This window comes from Phycisphaerales bacterium AB-hyl4 (genome assembly GCA_041821185.1).
Lineage (GTDB): Bacteria > Planctomycetota > Phycisphaerae > Phycisphaerales > Phycisphaeraceae > Natronomicrosphaera > Natronomicrosphaera hydrolytica.
Map to the genome: position 1 here is coordinate 328235 of JBGUBD010000003.1, position 22465 is coordinate 350699.

16 protein-coding genes are annotated in these 22465 nt (G+C 63.8%); 6 read left to right on the top strand and 10 right to left on the bottom strand.

Annotation, left to right across the window (positions count from 1 at the left end; all coding sequences use genetic code 11):
- Positions 1 to 98: 98 nt before the first annotated feature.
- Positions 99 to 893 (top strand): 3-ketoacyl-ACP reductase, encoded by a 795-nt coding sequence (locus ACERK3_05990; GenBank protein ID MFA9477844.1) that lies wholly within the window; start codon positions 99 to 101, stop codon positions 891 to 893.
- A gap of 76 nt (positions 894 to 969) precedes the next feature.
- Positions 970 to 1632, top strand: a complete 663-nt coding sequence (gene tmk, locus ACERK3_05995; protein ID MFA9477845.1) for a dTMP kinase — start codon at positions 970 to 972, stop codon at positions 1630 to 1632.
- Positions 1633 to 1642: 10 nt separating this feature from the next.
- On the opposite strand, the gene ACERK3_06000 is transcribed toward tmk, so the two are convergent.
- From ACERK3_06000 to ACERK3_06025, 6 genes are all read right to left on the bottom strand, one after another.
- On the bottom strand, positions 1643 to 2797 hold the full coding sequence (locus tag ACERK3_06000; protein MFA9477846.1) for a Gfo/Idh/MocA family protein: 1155 nt from the start codon (positions 2795 to 2797) through the stop codon (positions 1643 to 1645).
- Entirely contained in the window at positions 2794 to 5025 is a 2232-nt protein-coding gene (locus tag ACERK3_06005) for a Gfo/Idh/MocA family oxidoreductase (GenBank protein MFA9477847.1), read from the bottom strand. The genes ACERK3_06000 and ACERK3_06005 overlap by 4 nt, the downstream gene beginning before the upstream one ends.
- A gap of 454 nt (positions 5026 to 5479) precedes the next feature.
- Entirely contained in the window at positions 5480 to 7579 is a 2100-nt protein-coding gene (ftsH, locus tag ACERK3_06010) for an ATP-dependent zinc metalloprotease FtsH (protein ID MFA9477848.1), read from the bottom strand.
- 281 nt (positions 7580 to 7860) lie between these two features.
- Entirely contained in the window at positions 7861 to 8358 is a 498-nt protein-coding gene (locus tag ACERK3_06015) for an LptE family protein (GenBank protein MFA9477849.1), read from the bottom strand.
- Positions 8355 to 9542 carry an outer membrane protein assembly factor BamD gene (gene bamD / locus ACERK3_06020; protein ID MFA9477850.1) on the bottom strand — a complete coding sequence of 396 codons (1188 nt, stop codon included), beginning with the start codon at positions 9540 to 9542 and terminating at the stop codon, positions 8355 to 8357. Before bamD ends, ACERK3_06015 begins: the two co-directional genes overlap by 4 nt.
- 184 nt (positions 9543 to 9726) lie before the next feature.
- The gene (locus ACERK3_06025; protein ID MFA9477851.1) at positions 9727 to 10653 is read right to left on the bottom strand and encodes a helix-turn-helix domain-containing protein; all 927 of its coding nucleotides are present in this window, start codon (positions 10651 to 10653) and stop codon (positions 9727 to 9729) included.
- Positions 10654 to 11055: 402 nt separating this feature from the next.
- Here ACERK3_06025 and ACERK3_06030 point away from each other — a divergent pair, with 402 nt between their 5' ends.
- From ACERK3_06030 to rsmG, 3 genes are all read left to right on the top strand, one after another.
- Entirely contained in the window at positions 11056 to 11775 is a 720-nt protein-coding gene (locus ACERK3_06030) for a hypothetical protein (GenBank protein MFA9477852.1), read from the top strand.
- 205 nt (positions 11776 to 11980) lie between these two features.
- Positions 11981 to 12724 carry a site-2 protease family protein gene (locus tag ACERK3_06035; GenBank protein ID MFA9477853.1) on the top strand — a complete coding sequence of 248 codons (744 nt, stop codon included), beginning with the start codon at positions 11981 to 11983 and terminating at the stop codon, positions 12722 to 12724.
- 75 nt (positions 12725 to 12799) lie between these two features.
- The gene (gene rsmG, locus ACERK3_06040) at positions 12800 to 13522 is read left to right on the top strand and encodes a 16S rRNA (guanine(527)-N(7))-methyltransferase RsmG (protein MFA9477854.1); all 723 of its coding nucleotides are present in this window, start codon (positions 12800 to 12802) and stop codon (positions 13520 to 13522) included.
- Between the two features lie 115 nt (positions 13523 to 13637).
- Here the strand turns inward: rsmG and glyA are convergent, their stop codons facing one another.
- The 3 genes from glyA to ACERK3_06055 form a co-directional block, all read right to left on the bottom strand.
- Complete coding sequence (gene glyA, locus ACERK3_06045) at positions 13638 to 14918, bottom strand: serine hydroxymethyltransferase (protein MFA9477855.1); 1281 nt, start codon at positions 14916 to 14918, stop codon at positions 13638 to 13640.
- Positions 14919 to 15028: 110 nt separating this feature from the next.
- The gene (locus tag ACERK3_06050) at positions 15029 to 16102 is read right to left on the bottom strand and encodes an aspartate-semialdehyde dehydrogenase (protein ID MFA9477856.1); all 1074 of its coding nucleotides are present in this window, start codon (positions 16100 to 16102) and stop codon (positions 15029 to 15031) included.
- Positions 16103 to 16251: 149 nt separating this feature from the next.
- A complete protein-coding gene (locus ACERK3_06055; protein MFA9477857.1) occupies positions 16252 to 17172 on the bottom strand; it encodes a carbohydrate kinase in 921 nt (306 codons plus the stop codon).
- A gap of 304 nt (positions 17173 to 17476) precedes the next feature.
- Between ACERK3_06055 and ACERK3_06060 the strand changes: the two genes are divergently transcribed.
- Positions 17477 to 21898 (top strand): PQQ-binding-like beta-propeller repeat protein, encoded by a 4422-nt coding sequence (locus ACERK3_06060; protein ID MFA9477858.1) that lies wholly within the window; start codon positions 17477 to 17479, stop codon positions 21896 to 21898.
- Positions 21899 to 21924: 26 nt separating this feature from the next.
- Here ACERK3_06060 and ACERK3_06065 read toward each other — a convergent pair whose 3' ends face one another.
- The gene (locus ACERK3_06065) at positions 21925 to 22350 is read right to left on the bottom strand and encodes a rhodanese-like domain-containing protein (protein MFA9477859.1); all 426 of its coding nucleotides are present in this window, start codon (positions 22348 to 22350) and stop codon (positions 21925 to 21927) included.
- Between the last annotated feature and the right edge of the window lie 115 nt (positions 22351 to 22465).

A 22465-nucleotide genomic window follows, 5' to 3' on the forward strand; every position in this document is an offset into this window, starting at 1 on the left:
GGACCTTCAGGTCCGGATCATCCGGACTGCACCACCCACTCAACCCATCCGGACTTGCGCAGCGCTCCAGTCCGGCTTGTGATGAAATGAGATCACCCATGAATGACACCCCCACCCACCGCACCGCGATCGTCACCGGCGGCAGTCGGGGCATCGGCCGCGGCATCGCCGAGGCGCTCGGCGCCGCCGGCCACAACGTCGTCATCAACTACAACTCGAACGCCGACGCCGCGCAGCAGGCCGCCGACGCGGTCAAAGCCGCCGGCGGCGACGCGCTCATCGTCCAGGCTGACATCGGCCAATCCGACGACCGCAAACGCCTCGTCGACGAAGCAATCGCCCGCTTCGGCCGCATCGACCTGCTGGTCAACAACGCCGGCGTCGGGCCGAAGGTGCGCGCCGACCTCATGGACATGGCCGAGGAAAGCTGGGACTGGGTGCTCGATGTCAACCTCAAAGGCCCGTTCTTCCTCACCCAACTCGTCGCCAACCGCATGATCGAGCAAGGCGAAGCCGACCAGCCCCCGGAAGCTCCCCCCGCCATCGTCAACATCGGCTCGATCAGCGCCTACACCGCAAGCATCAACCGCGGCGAGTACTGCATCGCCAAGGCCGGCATCGGCATGATGACCAGCCTCTTCGCCGACCGCCTCGCCCCGCACGGCATCAACGTCTACGAAGTCCGACCCGGCATCATCGCCACGGACATGACCTCCGGCGTCAAAGCCAAGTACGACAAGCTCATCCTCGAAGACGGCATCACCCCCATTCGCCGCTGGGGCAAGCCGGACGACATTGCCAAAGCCGTGGTCGCCATCGCCACCGGCCTGCTGCCCTTCTCCACCGGCGAAGTCATCAACGTCGACGGCGGCTTCCACATGAAACGCCTCTGACCGATCCCGACCGACCAAGGCAGTGCACCTTAAGGTGCACTGCCCGATCGCTGACGTTACGTTAAACTCTCCCCCCATGACCGACCCCAACGCATCATGGTTGCCCGCTCTGCGCGGCCGATTCGTCGTCTTCGACGGCCCCGACGGCAGCGGTAAATCCACCCAGTTCCGCCGATTCACCGATTACGTCGAGGCCGCAGGCATCCAAGTCTGCCACGTCCGCGAGCCCGGCGGCACGGCCGTCGGCGAACACATCCGCAAACTACTGCTCGAATACCGCGACGATCAGCACGGCCAGATGGACCTGCACTGCGAAATGCTCCTGTTCATGGCCAGCCGTGCCCAACTCGTCCGCGAGCGCATCGCCCCCGCCCGGCAGCGCGGCGAACTCGTCCTCGCCGACCGCTTCATCAGCTCCACCCTCGCCTATCAGGGCACGGCAGGCGGCATGGCCATCGACGCCATCCGCCAGGTCGGCCACGTCGCGCTCGGCGAACACTGGCCCGACCTCGTCGTCATCTTCGACGTTGACGAGAAGACTGCCGCCAGTCGACTATCCCCCCTGCTCGATCGCATGGAACAGAAAGGCTCCGACTACCACCGCAAAGTTCGCCAGGGGTATCTCGACCAGGCCCAGGCCGACCCGTCGCATCATCTTGTCATCGACGCCCGTGCCGAGCCTGACATCGTCTTCGACCGCCTGACCACCGGTCTGCGCGAACGCGCCGCGGCGTGGTAGCACCGCCACATCACCGCTCCGACGACATCGGCACGGCGTGTCGGGAAAGCTGTTCCGCCGTGACGGCCGCGTGCAGCGAGCCGTAGCCGTTGCGCTCGCTGACGCGTCGCTGATGGGATGAGTCGTTGATCGCCTGGATCTGGTCGAGCAGCAGTTGCTGTAAAACGTGGCCGTACAGCTCGTCCTTGGTCATGCCGGTGGTGCCGTAGAGGCGGTAGTGGCCGTCCACTTCATAAGACTTGTGTCGCGAGGTGACTTTTCGATCTTCGCCGGTGTAGCTGGCGACGTTTTCGATCTGACAGTCGGGCAGCATCGCGGCCATCGCGTCGACCTGGTCGCGCGTCGCGATGCAGTCGATGGTCATGCTCGTCGGCACCCATTCGTCGAGGCTGATCGCCCCGCGCTCGAACACCAGCCGCATCTCCTGCCGATCCATACGCGTGGCCTGCGTGAAGCCGTGATAAAAGTTCACCAGCACGCCTTCGCCATAGCGGGCCGTCGCCTGCACCTGTTCGATCAAATCCGCACCGCCCCGTTTGATCTGCTGCGCCGCGACGATCTCCGGCTCGCCAAGCCACCACTGGAACAGGTCGAAAAAGTGCACGCCATGCTCGATGAAAATCCCGCCGCTGAGGTTCTGCTTCCAGAACCAATGCTCCGGCGGCAACGGTTCATCCTTGGCGTAATTCTCAAAAAAGCCGTGCACCGGCTCGCCAAGCAGTTTCGACTCGATGATCCGCTTCATCGTCTCGCATAGCGGGTCGTACCGCATGATGAGATTCACCGAAAGAATGCGCCCTTTCGACTCGGCCAGGTCGATCATCATCTCCGCGTCGGCCAGGCTCGTCGCCAGCGGCTTCTCACACAGCACATGCTTGCCCGCTTCCAGCGCCCGCGTCACCAGTTCCCGATGTGTGAAAGGCGGCGTCGCGATGTGCACCAGATCAATGTCATCGCGAGCGAGCAGCGCGTCGACGCTCTCGCTCGCCTCGATTCCCAGCGATGCTGCGGCGCGGTCTGCGGCCTCACGGTTCTCATCCGCCAACGCAATCGGGCGAACCGCGTCAAGCTCTTGATACTTGGTGCAGGCGAACTGCCCGAAACTGCCCGCGCCGATCAAACCGTAGCCGATTGCCTTCCCCCCAGCCGCCTGCTCGTCGATCATGATCCCATCCCTTTCGCATGGCGGTCCGCGTTCACCGCCATTTCCAATGCGGCCCGACCATCCGCCGCATTGACGCGCGGCCGATGCCCCGGCTGACGAATTGCATCGATCAGATCATTCATCAAAGTACGAAGGGCTTGGCCATATAGATGTTGCCCATCCGCCCCTTCAGGCTGCCAGTTCACGCGATACACCCCCGTCGCCGACCAGTCATGCCACCGGGCCTTACCCTCTCTGGCGTCGCCCGTCAGCCGTTCGATCGGCGTGACCGCCGCGCCAGGCAGCAGTTGCTTCAACTGCTCCAGCCCCGATTCATCCAACAGCGCCTCAACCTCCAGCGTATGGGCCACCCAACCGCGCAAGGTCAGCTGCCCCCGCTCGCAGACGAGGCGGAAGTCCTGCTCGTCCAGCGGTGTGGGTTGAAGGAAGCCGTGGTAATAGCTCACCGTGGTTTGTTGGCCGTAGCGCGCCTCGCAAGTCACCTGGTCGATCACGTCCGCGTTCGGCCGACGCAACCGCGTCGCATGCTGCACCTGCGCATCACTATCCCCAAGCCACCATCCGACAAGGTCGAAAAAGTGCACCCCATGCTCGATAAAGATGCCCCCGCTCTGTTGCTCGTCCCAGAACCAGTGCTCCTTCGGCAGCCCCGCGTCGCCGGCCCGATTCGTAAACGCCCCCCGAATCGGCGAACCGAGCACACCCGACTTCAGCAGCTCGCGCACCGGCAACGCCAGCGGCCCGTAGCGCATCATGAAGTTCACCCCAAGCTGGCGGTCGCGCTCCGCCGCTGCCTGGATCATCTGCTGCGCATCGACAAGATTCGTCGCCAGCGGCTTCTCGCATAACACATGCTTGCCTCGCCGTAGCGCTGCGATCGCCTGCTCCGCGTGCAGCGACGGAATCGTCGCGATATGCACCACGTGCACGCTCGGATCATCAAACATCTGCTCCAACGTGTCGTACGCTTTGAGCCCGCGTTCGTCGGCAAGCTGCTTCGCCTTCGACGTTGTCCGGTTCCACACCGCCACCGGCTTCAGGCCGTCCAGCTCGCCGTAGTTGTCCAGACAGAAGCGAGCAAATTTGCTCACCCCCACGATCGCATACCCCAGCGTCTTCGGCCCTGCCACCGCGATCCGCCCTCGCCGTTGCTCGCGAAACCGATGCAATTCCAGCACGCTCAGCAGATACGCCAGCGACGACTCCGCCCCCTGATTCGCGTTCGGCCCGCCTGCCTCCAACCCATCCTGACATCCGCCGGTCGGGTCGTGATAAAGCGACACACTCAGGTCATTACGCCCGCGAAACCACTCAAAGCATCGCCATGCTTCGTCCGCCCAATCCTGTTCGCCCGTCGCCTGCGCCGCGGTCAGGCAACCATCCACCAGCGCATACGCCTCCAACGGCTGCTGATCGAACGGCGCACGCTCCGCCCCCCGCTTCAACCACCCCTGATTGCCGATGATGCTCAAATGCCCATCCGCCGCTCGCTGCACATCCAGCAACCAGCGCAGCGACTTCAGCCCCGCCTCGACCATCTCCGGTCGCCCCATCGACTGACCGGCCACCAGCAACGCATGCGACAGCTTCGCGTTGTCATACGTCACCGTGTCTTCCCACCACGGCCAGTCATCGTCCGCATGCTCACGCCACGCTTCGTACAACTCATTGGCAAACCGATCGCGCACCAGCTGCGCGTGATCGTTCGCTTCATGTTGCAGGTACGCATCCAGCCCGAGCACCGCGAACGCCTTCGATCGCAGAAATGCAAGCTCTTCCACCTTGCCAAGCGCCCGGCGAAACAGGTCGCTTGCCAGGTCCCGCAACGTGTCCAGCGGCGCCGTCTGCGCCGCGAGCCCCAGCGCCCAGATCGTCCGCCCCTGACTGTCCTGCGAGCCCACCGGCTCAAGCCACCGCCGATCGTACCCCATGAAATTGCGAAACTTGCCCGTCTCCGGGTTGAACGCGTAGACCAGGAATGAAAGATATCGCTGAATCGGGACGACCTGCTCGTCATACCCGCGAAGCTGGGCGTGCAGCAGGCCGGCGATCAAGGCGCGGGCATTATCATCAATGCAGTAGCCGTGATGCGGATCCGGCACGGCGTATTGCGCGTGCTGAAAAATGCCCGTGTCGTCCGTGAGCGCCCTCAACTGCCTCAAGTCGATCTCTGGAAACGGCTCCCACCGAGCCCCCTTGCCTGCGTCGGCCGATGCCTCAGTTGTCACGGTCTTCATCCTTACTCACTCCCGAATCGGCAACACCCACTCACGATCACCAGCGAAACACCCTACGAGATGCTTCCGCAGATTCTACCCCCGTACCGCAGCCGAAACACGATTAATCTTGCAAGTCGATCAAATCACACCAATTCCTGACAAATCTCTACCGACAACCTCGCGGCGTGCCACGGCCTGAACTTTTTTCGCAATTCATACGGATCGGACATGAATCACGGGTGCGCTCGAAGCCCACGGATTGAATCCGTGGGCGTCAGCCTCCTACACAGAACAGAGCCCGAGTTTGATGGGTCATCCGTATCATGCCCAAGTTCCATCACGATTGCCCGCCCTGCCAAATCGAGGACAGTCGCCCCGAACAACCCATGAAAAACAGGCCCACGAGTGAAAACTCGCAGGCCTGCTCAGGGCGTCACAATTCTTCATCATCACATCGTCATACTCACGCCGGCGACGGCCACGCGCCCGGCGTGTCGTTGTCCAGTCCCGCGTTGTCCGGGCGGATCGTCCCACCCTCGGCGGGCTTGGCCTTCTCACGCTCTGCTTCCAGCAAGTCGCTCACGGTCGCCTTGTCCAGCGTTTCGCCACGCATGATCTTGCTCACCTCGTCGTACGTCAGCGTCTCGTACTTCAAAAGCGCCTTCGCCAGCGCATCAAGCTGGTCATAATGCTCTTTGAGCAACTGCTTGGTTTCGCTGTACGTCACGTCGATCAGGCTCTTGACTTCCTCGTCGATCATCCTGGCCGTGTCATCGCTGTAGCTCCGCTCGGAAACCGGATAACCGCTGGGGTTCTCGTCAGCACCGTAGAGCAGGAAGCCCATCTTTTCGCTCATGCCGTACTCGGTCACCATCGCCCGCGCGATCGCCGACGCCTGGCGGATGTCGCCCGCCGTGCCGTTGTACTGATCGCCGGTACACATTTCTTCCGCAATTCGACCGCCGAAGCACACACGCATCTGCGCAATCAACTGCTTGCGCGAGATGATGTGCTTATCCTTCTCCGGCAGCATGAACGTCGTGCCCAACGCCTGCCCACGCGGAATGATCGTCACCTTGTGCAACGGCTCGCTGTCGTCGTCGTAAAACATCACGATCGCATGCCCCGCCTCGTGGTACGCGATCACCTTCTTCTCGTCTTCTTCAATCTTGTGGCTCTTGCGCGCCCGGCCCCACTTGACCTTGTCACGCGCTTCCTCAAGATCGTCCTGCTCGACGAATTCCTTACCCTGCATCGTCGCGATGATCGCCGCTTCGTTGATGATCGCCGCCAGATCCGCACCCGAGAACATCGGCGTCCCCCGCGCCAACCGTTCGAGGTTCACATCCGGGCTGACCTTGATCTTCTTGGAGTGAACCTTGAGGATCTCCATCCGCCCCTTGATGTCCGGCAGCGACACATGAATCTGACGGTCGAATCGGCCAGGCCGCGTGAGCGCCGGGTCCAGCACGTCTGCCCGGTTCGTCGCCGCCATGACGATAATCTGATCCGAACTGTCGAAGCCGTCCATCTCGACGAGGATCGCGTTCAGCGTCTGCTCGCGCTCGTCATGGCCGCCGCTGGAAAAGCCGCTGCCGCGCTTTCGGCCGACCGCGTCGATCTCGTCAAGGAAGATAATGCAAGGCGAACTCTCCTTCGCCTGCTTGAACAGGTCGCGCACGCGCGAAGCGCCCACGCCGACAAACATCTCCACGAAGTCCGAACCCGAGATCGAGAAGAACGGCACTTCCGCCTCACCCGCGACCGCCTTGGCCAGCAGCGTCTTGCCACAGCCCGGCGAGCCGATCAGCAGCACACCGCGCGGCACGCGTCCGCCCAGCCGCTGAAACTTCTTCGGGTTCTTGAGAAACTCGATGATCTCGTTGACTTCATCCTTGGCTTCCTCGATGCCCGCCACATCATTCAGGCGGATCGTCGAGTGCTCCTTGTTCATCACCTTATGCTTCGACCGCGAGAAGTTGCCCAGCATCCCGCCAGGCCCACCGCCCGCGCCGCGAAGCGATCGAAACACGAAAAAGTAGATCAGCAGAATGATCAGCAGCACCGGGCCCCACATGATCATCAAAGACCACAGCGCATTGCCCCCCGGCGATTCCTCCACGTCCACGCCCAGCTCGCGCAGGTTCATCACGAACATCGCCTTCGTGTCCGTGCTGATCGTCGTGTAAACCCGATTGTTCGGCGGACTATCCAACTCCCCCGCCGCCGCCTCGGTCAACTCGGCCACGATCCGGTCGTCGCGCACCTCCACCGCTTCCTTGAAAATGCCGCCACCCTCATCGCGATGGCGCTCCGCAAGGTTGTAAAACTCGTTGTGCGTCAGCCGCTGTGCCTGGTTCTGCTGATTGCTCATCAACAGCAGCAGCGCGATCGCCAAACCGCCAAGCAGCACCCATCCAAGAATGCCGCGAGACATGAAATTACCGTTGCCCGGCTGGTTGGGCCCACGCCCCGAGCCGCCCGGCCCGCCCTGGCGCGGCTTGTTCCGCCCGTTAGCGTTCTGATCGCGATCCTGGTTGTTTGGATCCTTCTGTTCTGGCATCCAGCAGTCCTTAAATCATTGCCCGGAGCAAAGCCGAAGCGCTCCGAGCGGGGGCGACCATCCCGGTCGATACTCATTCTAGGCACATTGCCGAACGGCCGTAGCTTCATCGGCAGAATCGGCGTCGCGCGTGTGCATTGGCCCACCGTGGCACAAATCTGCCAGCACACCGCGCCGACGCTGTCTCCGTGCCGCGGCCGATTAGTCGATGGTAAAACACCCGCGGCGAAGTCGGCTCCAACCCTACCGTACGACGCGAGTCGCCCGTAGGTTTTCCCGAACTACCAATCCGCACGCATCGTCGAGACAATATCCCGGGCAAGCTGCTGCACCGCAGCATGTTGCCCCGACTCAAATCGCTCGCCCGCAGGCCGTGTCGGAGCGTACCGCCCGACCGCCTCGAAGCCCCGGCGCTCGCGGATCGTCTCACCCGACCTCAGGTCGATCCACTCGAAATCGACCGTGATCGTCAGCTCCATCTCATCCGGCACGCCGCCTTCCTGCCGACGCGACAGCCGACGCTGCTCCACCCGCGTGATCGAGCCCTGCAAAATCGTGTCCGCCACGCCCGAAGGCGCCACCGTGTAAGGCGTACGCTGCTCCAGTTCCTTTACCACCGCTTCGGTCAGATCAAACTGCATCCGCTCCCAGAACGTGCGGTTCTCGAAAATCGGCACCGCCACCGTTCGATACCGGTCGTCGTACACGCCCTCCGGCGAGTAGCCGCAGCCCACGAGCAAACCACACAAACACACCGCCATCGCCCATCGCAGCATCATCGCAATCCCTCCTGCTCCGGCACGTCCAGCCCGTCCGGAGCTTCCGGAACCTGAGGCTCCGCCGCTTCCGGCGTCGTGTCCGGTGCTTCGATGTCCGGGGCTTCAAGGGTTTCCGGGGCGTCCGGGGGGGCCTGCGTGCCCGGCCGATCCGACGCCGACTCATCCGCCTGCCGCCCGCGCCCCGCCAGGCCCGGATTCACAGGCAGGTCCAATGCTTGAAGCCGCCGCTGAGCGTCCACCGCCGCGGTCGTCTGTGGATAGTCCGCCATCACCCGCTGATACAGATACGCCGCGCTCACCCGCTCGCCGCGCTGCTCATGCCACCTGGCCGACCGCAAATCCTTGTTCGCCAGCGACGCTTCGATGCGAATCTCCAGCGCATCCGCTCCGAGTTGCTCGGCCCCACTGGGGAATTCCTCCCGATACACCCGCAACCGTTCGCCCGCCTCGATCAGCCCCGTCGGATCAAACGCTGGCCCCGCCACCCGCGCCAGGTTCGCCATGATCAACCGACGCATCGCATGCTCCCGGCGGTTGCTCTGCGGATAGTTCAACAGAAACAGATCGTACGCCTCTGCCGCATCTCCCTTATCACCCGCGCGGTAGTAATAGTCCGCCAACGTCAGGCTCGCCCGCTCGCCCAACGCGCTGCCGGGCGTCCGCTCCTGGATGCGGATCAGCAGCTCCTCGCCTTCGCTGTACGCCGTGAGGATGCGCATCCCCAGAAAATGCCGCCGACGCCCGCGCGTGAACTGGTTGGCGATCGCAAACTCTCGCTCCAGCGCCCGGTGAAACTGAGGCGACTCCGGGAACACGCGAATCACATACTCGTAGTCAAACAGCGCCCGGTACTCCCGCCCCATCGCCACGCGGGCGTCGCCGCGCACCATCCGCGCGTCGACCATCAGCGGATGATTCGGATGCGCATCAATCCACTGGGTCGCCAGCCGCTCGGCCTCGCCCGGCCGATCGTCCGCCAACGCCCGCCGCGCCGCCTGCAACTGGCCCTCCGGCGTGCCCGCGTCCGCCGCCTCTTCCAGTTCCCAGGCCTCTTCCCCCAACTCGAAGCGATCCTGTCCCCACCCCGTCGGTGAAGCCAGCATCACCGCCGCCAGCCATAAGCCGACCCAAGCAAAAAGCCGACCCTGCTGCCATTGCGTGCGTTGCGTCTGTGTCATATTCATGCGTCACGGCATCCTGCCCAGGCGAAGTCAAACAAGCCTCAGATCATAAAGCTCGCCGCAATAATGGGCAAAGCGCGGAACCCCCGGATCGGTGGGAATCGCTAAATGCTAATCGCTGATTGCTGATTGTGGGGAGCCACGCCGATACGATCAGCGATTAGAAATCAGCAATTAGAAATTCCATCTACATCACTGTCGGGTCCTGCCGATACTGGCTCGGATTGACGCCTGCGTGTTGTGTGAACCACCGCGAAAATGTCGCCACCGAGCCGAAGCCCAGCGCGTCCGCGACATGACTGATCTTCAACTGGTCCTGCGTCAGCAGCTGCCGCGCCAGCGCAAACCGCCTCGCCGTCACATACGCGTGTGGCGTGCACCCGCACAGCTGCCGGAACCGCCTGGCGAAATGCCGTGGCGAAAGATGCGCCACCGACGCCAACTCGTCCAGCGTCGGCGGATCGCTCAGCCGCTGCTCCACCAACTCAAACGCCCCGCTCAAACGATCGTCAAGCTGCTGCTGATCCGCGCTGTCCAACGGCGTGCCATACGCCCCCGCCTCCGTCGCATCGCTCGGCCAAAGACAGAGCAACTCCGCCAACCGCACCAGCAACAACGGCGACGATCCCGTCGGCGCCACCAGCCCCAGCCGAGTCACCGCCCGGAACGCCGCCACCAGCGGCGCGTTCGAGCCCAGCCCCGTCACCGGCCCGGCGAACAGTCGCTCGCGCACCACCGCCTCGCTCGGCTCCAGCGTCAGCTTCAAGTGATACACCCGGCCGCCCCCATGCGGCCCCGGCTCCAGCCGATAACCATGCCGCTGCCCCGGATACGCCACCAACGCCGTCAACCCCTCCAACGGCCCCACCGCACAATCGTCCAGCCAGGCCTCGCCCGCACAACCCACCAGCAGGTCTAGTTGCAATACGTCCGTGTGAACGTGGCCGGCGATATGAAACGGTTCGGTGATCGCATGCGTCAACGTCTGCGCCAACCGACTCGGCTCGTAAAACAGCCTGCCACACAAATCGCGCAGCGCCGCCTCCCCCCGCGACGCAGACGCTTCGCCTGCCTCACTGCCACGCCCGCCACGACTCAATGTCGACGCCGCCATACCCTGCTCCTGTCAGGTCGAAGCGCCGCCAGTTTATCAATCTCACCTCGCTCACACCCCGCCAAAACACAGTCAGCGCGTTAAGGCAGGTAACTGCAACCTTCTGCAAGCATTGGGCGGATAAGGGCAGAAGGTCGCCATTCAAAGCATCAGCCGACGATGCAACGCGATGTAAACTGTGGTGCAACCGCCGGATGTACGATGTCGCCCCCGGGGTGCTCCCGTCCAGACCGCAAGATGCTGTAATAATTTTTGATAAGGAATGTGATATGCCTATTGCACCGGGGAATACCCGAGGTATTCTTACGCAATGGGAATCGCGGAAAACTGAAGTACGCAATCCCGCTCGCACCAACCTACGACCCTTAGGGGGGTCAGAAAAGAAACATGGAGATGAAAGTTATGATGAAGACCAGTGCTATCCGTTTTGGTGTAGCCGCCGTGGCTGCAGCAGGCATGATCGGGTTTAACGCGAACGAAACGGACGCCGCGACGGAACTGCTGCTCAGTTTCAGCCGCATCACGGACAACGCCGACGCCGCGATCAACGCCGAGAACAACTTCCTGCTGAGCGTGTCGGACCAGGGCGATCGCGTCCGGTTCCGTCTCGATAACAACGACGTCACCGCCGGCCTGACCAACGCGGTCGTCACCCGTATCTTCATTCAGGATCTCCAGAACATCTTCCTTCCAGAGATCGGCGACTTCAACGCCGCCAGCCACTATGACGCCGCCTCGGGTGTCAACTTCGGCAACCCCGACACCGGCGGCAACCTGAGCAACCTGCCCGGCGGCAATAGCGTCGGCTTCGACGTCAGCTTCGGCATGGCTGCAGACAACCCGGGCCCCAGCAACGGCATCAACTTTTGGGAATGGGCCTATTTTGACCTCAAGCTCGCCGATGGCAAGACCTTCGCCGATGTGCAGGCCAACTTCCTCGGCGATCTCTCGCTGGGCATCCACGTGACCTCGATTCAGGACGGCGAGAGCGACTGGAGTGACGCCTTCGTCACCACCAACATCGTCCCCTTGCCCGCCGCGGCATGGGGCGGCCTCGCCCTGTTCGGCATGCTCGGCGTCGGTCAGCGCCTCCGCAGGCGTCGCATGATCGAAGCCGTCTGAATCTGACCCGACATCCAAAGCGTCTCAAACACAACCGGCCCGGCAAGCGTCCAACAGACGTCTGCCGGGCCGGTTGCTTTTAGCTCTTACCCGCCCCAAAAAGGCGGAGCGACCTCAGTCGCTCCGCTCACTCCCCCAGAGAAGCCACCCGCCCCACCCCCTCAACTTCCCACGTCACCGCGCAACTCGCCTATACTCTCCCCCCATGACTTCCGATACCTCTGGCTCACTACGACTGTTCCGCGCCTTCGGCATTGATGTGTTCATCCACTGGACGTGGTGGGCCTTACTTGCCGTCGTCCTGTTCTTAAACGTTCTCGGTGACCCTGTGCTCACTGTTGCCATCTTTCTGGCGCTGTTCGCCATCGTCACCCTCCACGAGTTCGGCCACGCCCTCGCCTGCCGGTCCGTCGGCGGGCAGGCCAACCGCATCGTCCTTTGGCCGCTGGGCGGTATCGCCTTCGTCCGCCCACCCGAACGCCCCGACGCCATGCTCTGGACCATTGTCGCCGGCCCGCTGGTAAACGTCGCGCTCGTCCCGGTAACGCTGGTGCTGTTCGGCACGTTCGTCGGCAACCCGCTTGAATTCCCCTGGTTCGACGCTGCCGCTACCCAACAACTCCTCCGCGAATTCACCATTTTCGAACGCTTCGTGGCCATCGTCACATGGATGAACTTCCTCCTGCTGGTGTTCAACATGCTCCCGATTTATCCCCTTGACGGCGGGCAGACCCTTCAGGCCATCCTCTGGTTCGGCCTCGGTCGGGCAAGAAGTCTGCACATTGCCGCAAGCATCGGCTTCGTCCTTGCGATTGTCGGCGGATCCTACGCCTTCTTCATCAGGGAAAGCATTTGGCTGACCATCCTCGCTGTGTTCATCGGCATGGAGGCTCTCAATGGCATCCGCATGGCCAAGACCCTCGCCGCACAGGACGCGATGCGCATGTGACCGCGCCCGCCTCATCATCGCGTTCGCGTAACGCACCATCGAGAAGCCTCACACCCTCCCGCAAAGCCCGCCAACATGCCTGCCATCCCCGCCTTCGTCACCGATGAACTGAGCCAGCTCGGCGTCACCCTCGACCCGAGCCAACTCGACACCCTCGCCCGCTACCTCGACCGCCTGCTCGACACGACGCAGCGGATCAACCTCACCGCTGTCCGCGAGCCCGACGCGGCCTGGCGGCGGCTCATCATCGACAGCCTCTCCCTCGTGCCCGGCTTCGAGCCTGTTGCCGAGGACGCCACCATCATCGACATCGGCACCGGCGGCGGCCTGCCCGGCATCCCGCTCGCCATCGCCCGCCCGGACCTCCGCGTCACCCTCCTCGAAGCCACCGGCAAGAAGGTCCGCTTCCTCAACGAATGCATCGAAGCGCTCGGCCTCACCAACACCCGCGCCATCCAACAGCGGGCCGAGCTGCTCGGACAGGACCCGGCGCATCGTCAGCAATACGACATCGCCGTCAGCCGCGCGGTGGGCCCGATGACCGAGGTGCTCGAATATTCATTGCCGCTGGTCAAAGTCGGCGGCCGCGTGCTCGCCATGAAAGGCCCGAAGCTCGAACAGGAACTCGCCGCCGCGGGCGACGCCCTGGGCATCCTCGGTGCAGGCGACATGGAAGTGTTTGAAGCCTACCCCCCCAATTTCAAGCAGGATCTGGTGATCGCCAGCATCATCAAGGATCGCGCCACACCCGGCATGTACCCCCGTCGACCGGGCGTGCCGAAGCATGAACCCTTGTAATCGCATTCATACGCCTTGACCTACGCGCGCAAAAACAAAGCCCAGGGATGGCCATCCCTGGGCTTTAAGTTTCAAGTATTACTCGATTGCACCTTCGTCGCTTTCGACCTCGTGCTCAGTGTGGCATGGCGAACTGCTTGCACAGATCAACAATTTCACCGCGCACTTCGTTGGTGATCTGCTCATCACCATTGGAGACGAGCACGCGGTCGATCCAGCCGGCGATCTGCTGCATGTGCTCGCGCTTCAGGCCGCGCGTCGTCACCGCCGGCGTGCCGAGGCGCAACCCGCTGGTCACCTTCGGCGGACGCGGGTCGTTCGGAATGCCATTCTTATTCGTGATGATGCCCGCCGCTTCCAGCCACTTCTCGGCGTCCGCGCCGGTGAGGTCTTTCGACCGCGGTTGCAGGTCGACCAGCAGCAGGTGGTTATCCGTGCCGCCGGACACCAGCCGATAGCCGGCCTCGGTGAGTGCCTCGGCCAGCGCGTCCGCGTTGGCGATGACCTGCTTGGCATAGTCCTTGAAGCCGGGCTTGAGCGCTTCGCCGAACGCGACCGCCTTCGCCGCGATGACGTGCATCAACGGCCCGCCCTGGCTACCGGGGAATACGCGACGGTCGATCTTCTTGGCAAGGTCTTCGTCGTTGGTCATCACCATGCCGCCGCGCGGCCCGCGGAGGGTCTTGTGTGTGGTCGTGGTGGCGACGTGGGCGTGCGGGAACGGCGACGGATGCACACCCGCCGCGACAAGGCCGGCGATGTGGGCGATGTCCGCCATGAGATACGCGCCCACTTCGTCGGCGATCTCGCGGAACTTCGCAAAGTCGATCGTGCGCGGGTAAGCCGAGTAGCCACAGATGATGACCTTCGGCTTATGCTTGATCGCCTGCTCGCGGACGTTGTCGTAGTCGATGGTTTCGGTCTTGGGATCGAGGCGGTAGTCGACCACGTTGTAGAAGTGGCCGGAGAAGTTCACCTTGAGCCCGTGGCTGAGGTGGCCGCCCGATGAGATCGGCAGGCTGAGCACGGTATCGCCCGGACTCATCAACGCCATAAACGCGGCAACGTTGGCGTTCGCGCCCGAGTGCGGCTGCACGTTGACGAACTTGCAGCCGAACAGTTCCTTCGCACGATCGCGGGCGAGGTCTTCGATCTGGTCGTGAAACTTGCATCCGCCGTAGTAGCGGGCGCCGGGGTAGCCCTCGGCGTACTTGTTGGTCAGCACCGTGCCCATCGCGGCCATCACGGCAGCGCTGGTGTGGTTCTCTGAAGCAATCAGTTCGAGCGTGGATTCCTGGCGCTCCTGCTCGGCACGAATCACCTTCCAGACATCGGGGTCCTGGTCGGTAATCGCGGGGCTCGGGCCAACATTAAGGGTTTCAGTATCGGTAGGCATGTGTAATCGGCTCCTCACATTCAAATCATATCGAAGCATCTATCGTAGTCGTCGCAGTGCAGATAACAAGGCGGGCCACCTCAATCGTCGACGCTCGGCCAGAAACGTCATCAAAGCAACAGCTCCGCGATCTGCACCGCATTCAGCGCCGCACCCTTGCGAATCTGGTCGCCACATACGAACAGCGACAACCCGCGCCCGTCCGTCACACTCAGGTCCGTGCGGATTCGGCCGACGTAAACGTTATCCCGATCCGACGCGTCCAGCGGCGTCGGAAAGCGATTGCTCTCACGGTCATCCATCAGCGACACGCCCGGCGACTGTCGCAGCACTTCGCGAGCGGTCGCTTCGTCAATCGGGTTCTCAAATTCAATCGTGATGCTCTCGGCATGTGCCCGCATCACCGGCACGCGAATGCACGTCGCATTCACGCCCACCTTCGCGTCGTTCCAGATCTTGTGCGTCTCGTGCACCATCTTCATCTCCTCCTGGTTGTAGCCGTTCGGCTGCATGTCGGAGTTGTGACTGAAGAGGTTGAACGCATACTGGAACGGGAAGATCTCCATCGTCGGGGGCTTGCCTTCGAGCACTTCCCGGCTCTGCTGCTCAAGCTCCGCCATCGCGGCAGCGCCCGCGCCGCTCGCCGCCTGGTACGTGCTCACAATGATGCGCTTCGCCTTCGCCGCCTTGTGCAGCGGCGTGACGGGCACGAGCATGATGATCGTCGAGCAGTTGGGGTTGGCGATGATGCCCGGCTTCTCGCCGAGCTTGATGCCCGCCTGCTCGATCGCTTCGGGGTTGACCTCCGGCACAACCAGCGGCACGCCCTCCGTCATGCGGAACGCAGACGAGTTGTCGACCACGACCGCCCCGGCCGCGACCGCGGCGTCTGCGTACTTCTTGCTGATCGAACCGCCGGCACTGAACAGCGCGAGGTCGACGCCCTTGAAGCTCTTTTCGGTCAGTTCCTCGATGGTGTACGTCTTGTCGCGGAAGGCGACGCTCTTGCCCGCGCTGCGTGCCGAGGCAAGCATTTTCAACTCGCCGATCGGGAAATTGCGTTGTTCGAGAACGCGGAGGAACTCCTGGCCTACCGCGCCGGTGACGCCGACGATGGCGACGTTCGGAGCGCTGGTTCGGCCAGCGGAGCGTGATTGGTCAGCAGCATGGGGAGCGGAGGTCATCGTATCGGTTTCCAGAATGCTTGGAGAAACTGGGGGCAAAAGGAACAGTATAGCAGCGCTGGGTGGGTCGGTGGGGCAGGCAGTGCAGCTTAAGCTGCACTGCCTTGGTCGGCGTGGATACCCCCCACCCTCGTATACACCTTGAAACGCTACGCCTTGACCATCGCCAATATCTCGTCCGGCAGCGTCGGCGTCGCACCGGGCTGACCCGCGACATAGGCGCCCACATGGTTCGCCAGGTTCGCGATCTTCTGCGGGTTCATCCGCAACACGCGCCCCACCAGCACCGCTGCGGCTACGGAATCGCCGGCCCCCACCGGGTCGGCGTCGTCGGCCACGGGGTATTCCGCCGGCTCGCCATCGACCGTGCCCTGCGGCGTGTACAGCCGTGTGCCCTGCTTGCCGCGGGTGAGCACGATCATGTCAAACTTGAACTGCTTCATGAGCGCCGCCGCCATCGCGTCCGCATCGTCCGCCGCGTCGAGGTATATCTCGCGGGCAATGGCGGGCAGCTCATGCTCGTTGAGCTTGAGCACGGTCGCCAGCTCGCAGCTGCGGCGGAGCATTCGCGCGTCGTAAAAGTTCTGTCGCAGGTTGACGTCAAACAGCCGTACCGCCTGCCGGGCGGTGTCGAGAAAGCGGTAAATGCTGTTGCGGGCCTGCGCGTCCCGCTGGGCGAGGGTGCCGAAGGCCACCGCGGCACACGTGCGAGCCAGGTCTTCAAGGTCGAAATCGAAGGATAGTACGTCCCACGCGACGTTCTGGACGATATCAAAGGTGGGCTGCCCGTCGGCGTCGAAATCGACGTAAACCGTGCCGGTGGGCTTGTCCGGGTCGGTCTGGATGAACTCGGTCGTGACGCCGCGTTCTTTGACCTGGTCGATCAGCAGTTGGCCAAGCTCATCCTGGCCGACGCGACTGACGGGCACGCCTCGGCCCTGACGGACCTGGGCCAGCTGATGGGCGTGCAAGGCCACGTTCAGCGGAGCGCCGCCGAGGCGTTGGCTCTCGGGGAAGAGGTCGAACAGGGCTTCGCCGATGCCGACGATGGTGAATCGTTCGCGGGTCATGGTGAATCAGGTTAGCAAACTTCGAGCCAGCGGTGCGAACGGGTTGCGTTGGGACATGGCCGGGAATAGCCGGCGGATTCGTGGGGTTGCTCCATGAGTTTGCAGAACAGTTGATACGACCACGCGGCTTCGGCACTTGCGACATTTAGCGGCGGTGCTCGCACCGCCTTCTTCGGCCCGCAGGGCCGAACGCGCTGGCCAAGGCCCGCGGCTAAATGGAACCCCGCGTTGTCGCATGAAGGCCGCTTGCGGAAAAAGGGGTGTCGGCGGCGGGATTCGGGCCTAGAATAGGCGGGAGATGAGCATGGGCACACTGAGCCGGACGTGCCTGGTCCTGGTGTTAATCTGGGGCTGGGGAGGAGGTCTGGCGGCAGGTCAGGCGAATAGGCCGACGGTCTATATCGAAGACTCGCCGGCAGCGCAGGAGTTGTTCGACGAAGCACGCAGCTTCCGTCGGCAGGATCGCCTCGCGGACGCTGCGGAGCGGCTGCAACGCGTCATCGACGAATACCCCCACAAGCTGATGCGCATTGATGAAGCTGGCGAGGACGTCTACGAGGACGCCCTGCTTCAGGTGCATCGTGCGCTGCTGAATGACCGCAGTTTGCGCGAGGCCTACCGCAGCCGATACAGCGGCCGGGCGCAGCGTCGGCTGGACGAAGCGTTAGAACCCTGGCCCGACGGTGAGGCGATGGAGCGGGTCGCGCGGCGGTACACGATGACTCGGCCGGGCCTTGAGGCGGGCCTGCTGCTGTCGGGCTGGTACCTCGAACGAGCGGACGGCCGAAGCGCCGCGAGCGTACTGGACACGCTCGAACATCATCCGGACCTGGGCGACCATCGCGAGCGTTACGACTACCTCCAGGCGGTGGCGGGCCTGCTCGGTCGGGACCGCGATAGGCTGCACCGACACCGCGACATCCTGATCGAAGACGGCGAAGACGACGCGGTCAGCCAACTCGACGCGCTCGCTCACCGACTGCACCCCCCGCTTCGACTGGAGCAGCCCGACCATGTGATGGTCGACGTGGGCGATCTGCCCGAGCTGCTTCGCCGACCGCTGTGGGAGACGGAAGTCGACTTCACGGCCAGCCCCTCGGAGGCCCGCGGCGATCGACGTCCGCCGGGCGTGCAACCCGGTCGGCGAAGCGGGCGCGGCGGCGGTCGTGGTGAAGATCACCACCCGCCTGTCATGCCCACCGCCGGCGAAAACCACCTTTACATCAACGAAGGCAGACAGGTCCGGGCGCTGGACCGCAACTCCGGCTGGACGACGTGGGAGTTCAAGTGGGAGCCGGACCAGATGCAGGAGGCCGGCTTCCCGCAGTTCGGCCGTATGGCCAGCGGCGGCGCGGAATCGCAGCCGGTCGTGTTGCACGGCCAATACGCCTTCGCAGTGATGGGTCACAGCTCGTTTTGGCCCGCGCGCTGGCAGGGTGATACCTCGCCGACCGCGCTGGTTGCACTGGACCGTGACACCGGCGAAAAACGCTGGCTCATCGAGCCGGCCGAGCTTGACGAAGTCTTCGAACGCTCCAACTTCCAGGGCACGCTCATCGCTGGCGAAGACACGCTGTTTTCGCTGGTCCGCCGCAGCCAGGCGTCCGGCTTTCAGGACACGTTCCTCGTCGCGATCAACCAGCGTGACGGCTCGCTGCGCTGGCGACGCCACCTTTCCAGCGCTGCAACCACCAGCCGCTACGCCACCGGCCCGCGGCCGGAGATGTCGGCCTACGGCAGCACGATCTACGTCAGCGACAATATCGGCACCGTCGCAGCCATCGACACCCGGCACGGCACGCTGCGATGGGCCCGCGTGTTCACCCCCGACCGCAGCATGATCGAACGCGGCGTGCTCCGCGGCGAAATCGGCACATCCGACCGAGTGCTCGGCAAGCCCATCCGCATGGCGGGCGGCCTCATCGTGCCCAGCCCCGCGATGGAAGGTCGAAAGATCTTTGTCTTCGACCCCGACACAGGCGAGGTCCGACAGGAACTAAGCGATCCGACGTGGGCTCGGGCGAATCACCTGTTGCCGATCGCCGGCGACGTGCTCGCGATTGGTCGGGATGTCGTGCTGTTCGACGGCGAAACGCTGGAAGCGAAGTGGCGACATCGGCTGGAAGGCGACCGGCAAGCCGAGATCACCGGCCGGGCGGCGATCAGCGAACGCCATGTCCTCATTCCGACCAACGATCAGATACTCATGCTCCGCCGCGAGGATGGCGAAGTGGCCCGTCGCATTGAAACCGACGAGCCGGGCAACGTGCTCGTGTTCGACGGCCAACTTGTGATCGCCGCGCACGAGTCGGTGCGCAGCTACCTCGACTGGCGGCGGGCGGCGAACCATCTGCGTCAGCAGGTGCGCGATCGGCCGGAGGACGCGGGCGCGGGGTTGGCGTTGGCCCACCTGGCGCTGCGGGCGAATCAGTCGAGCGTGGTGCTTGAAGGCGTAGATGCGGCATTGGACGCGCTGCAGCGGCCGGCGCTGCGTCAACGGCCGAGCGAGCACCGCCGACAGCAGGCCGACGTCTTCGACAAGCTGCTGGACCTGGTCAGACTGACCGGCGACAGCGAACTATCGCTGCGCGGCGACCTGTTTGACCGCATGGCCACGACCACCGCCGGCCCGAAGCAGGATGTGGCCTACCACCTCGCGGTGGCGGAGCATCATGTGGCGAAAGAGCAGCCGCGTCAGGCGGCGGAGCACCTGCAAGCCGTGCTGCTGGACGAGACACTGTCGAGCCAGTTGTACGAGCAGCCGCAGGTCGCGCGACAGGCGGGGCTGGAGGCGAGGCGTCGATTGGTCGCGTTGGTGGAACGTGAAGGCCGCGACGTGTATGCGACGTTTGATGCACAAGCCGAGCGTCAGCTGGACCGCATGCTGGCCCGCGATGAGTCGGCCGAGGCGCTGGCCCGGCTGGCACGGCAGTATCCGCTGGCCCGTTCCGCGCCGCGGGCGCTGCGCGAGGCGGGGCGACTGTATGCGGCCGACGATGCGTTCGGTATGGCGGCGCAGCAGTTCCGTCGCGCGTTTGACCATGCGATGGAGGAAGCGCCGCAACTGCTGCCGGAGATTGTCGGCGAACTGGCCGAGCTGTTTGTGCAGCGCGATCGACCGCGCCAGGCGGCGGCGTGGCTGGAGCGGGTGCGTCAGCTTCAGCCGGACCTTGAGCCGATGCGCGACGGTGAGCCGACGTCGCTCACGCAATGGATCAGCGAGCTTTCGTCGTTGGAAGGCATGGCGGGTGATCGGCCGAAGCTCGCGCTGCCGTTGCAGCAGCCGCGCGTGCTGGCGGGCAAGCCGCTAGTGCCTGCGAGCAGCGGAGCGGACGAACACGCGACCGACCGCCTCTTGACGTTGGATAGTGGCGTGCTTCGCCTGCACGTGGGGCCGACGCTGGAGTCGGCGTGGGAGCGCGACGTATCCGATGAGCCGATGACCGCCTTGAGCGTGACGACGGAGCAGGTGCTGCTGTGGCTGGAAGACTCGCGAAAAGTGGTGGCGCTGGACAGCAAATCGGGGGACACGTTGTGGCAGCCGGTCGAAGTTGACCAGATGCTCAGCGAAGCCGGCGATCCGCGCGAACGCGACGCCGCTCGCCCGCGCGAGCAGCGCGAGTTCATTGAAATGATCGAAGTCGGCCCGATCCGCCAGGGGCCGGGCGGCCGCGTCGAAGTCGGACGCCATCTGGGCAATAACGGCGAAGGCATGACCCCGCTGGTCGGCACTCAGACGCTTGTGCTCGCCGACGGGCAGGGGCGCGTGGTCGGCCTCGACCGCGCGACCGGGCAGGTGCAATGGGCCCGTCTCGTGCCGATCGACGAACTGACCGCTGTTGATGCGAATCATGACTCGGTCGTGCTCGCCGGCGTTTCCGGCATGGGCACGGACGCGGTGGTCGGCACGCTGATCGTGCTGGACATGCTCACGGGCGAGCCGCACTTCCCCGCAGTGGAAGACAACGACCCGCCGCAGTGGGTTGGCTTTACGGCAGACAACCTCGTCGCCGTCGCCACGAGCAACCAGGTCGCCGCGTATCAACTCGGCACGGGCGACGCCGCCTGGCGGCTGACGCTCGGCGAACGCTCAACGCCGCTGACCGATCGCGGCTGGTCCGACGAACACCTGCTGCTGCTGCTGGACAACGCCGGCATGGCGCTGACCATCGAGGCCGCGAGTGGGCAGTTGCTCAATCGCCTCAGCTTGGCCGATGGCGTAGGCGCGTCACGCATTCACGCGGACGCGGTTGAGCCGAACTGGCATCTGTCGACGCCGACGAGCATGCTCGCGATCACCGAACAGGGCCGCGTGGCGTGGCGTGACGCGGTGAGCCTGTCACGCAAGCAGTTCGTGCACCAACTCAACAGCCGGGATCATGCCATCATTCTGCATCGTGAGATGCCTGACAATGGTGAAATGGCCCGCAACTTCGACAACCGCCTGATGATCCGCATCCGGCCCGGCGATGGCGACGCCATCGACATCGACCGCGAGCCGCATGGCCTGAACGATCACGACGTCGACGTTGACACCCGCTATCGCCTGTTCATCCTCGAACGCACGACCGGCAGGCTGATCGACGACCGCCCGCTCGGGCCCCTGCCCGCTCGGCTCGAATCCGGCCCTGCCATGTTGCTCGACAACCACCTCGTGTTCGATCTGCACGACCGCACGCTGATCATCCCCGGTGCGAGCGACGCATCATCGAACCGAGACGAGTGAAAACCGATACCGCGACACGCAGCACGTCACTGCACGACTTCGCCGCCGCGCTCCTGCCACAATTCCAGCCCGCCGCGGAAGTCGTACACCTGTCCGTGGCCGTCCTGAATGAGTTGCTTTGCGCCTGCGGGTCCGCGAGAGTCGGCCCAGTCACGGCCGTACACCACGATGTGATCCGCCCGCGTCAGCCGTGGATCGTTGCGCGAAAGCTCCGCCAGCGGAATGTTCACCGCATCGGGAATATGCCCCTGGGCGAACTGCTCCGGCCGACGCACATCGACAATCAACAGTCGATTGCCACGCCGACTTTCTTCCGCCGCTTCTCGCAGCTCGACCACGCGGTTGTATTCGATCAGCACCAGATCGCGGTCGCTGGTCGTCCGCGTCGTACAGCCGACGAACATCAAAAGCCCGATCAGCAGCACCAGTCCCGTTGCCGACTTATCAGTCATATATCCAGTCATGCTTTTTGCATCCGAATCGTGGATCAACATCAGTAAGGCCACACCCCTCAAGCATACGCGATCCGCCCGCTGACAGCATGGTGGCAGCGAGTGGCCGGAGCAT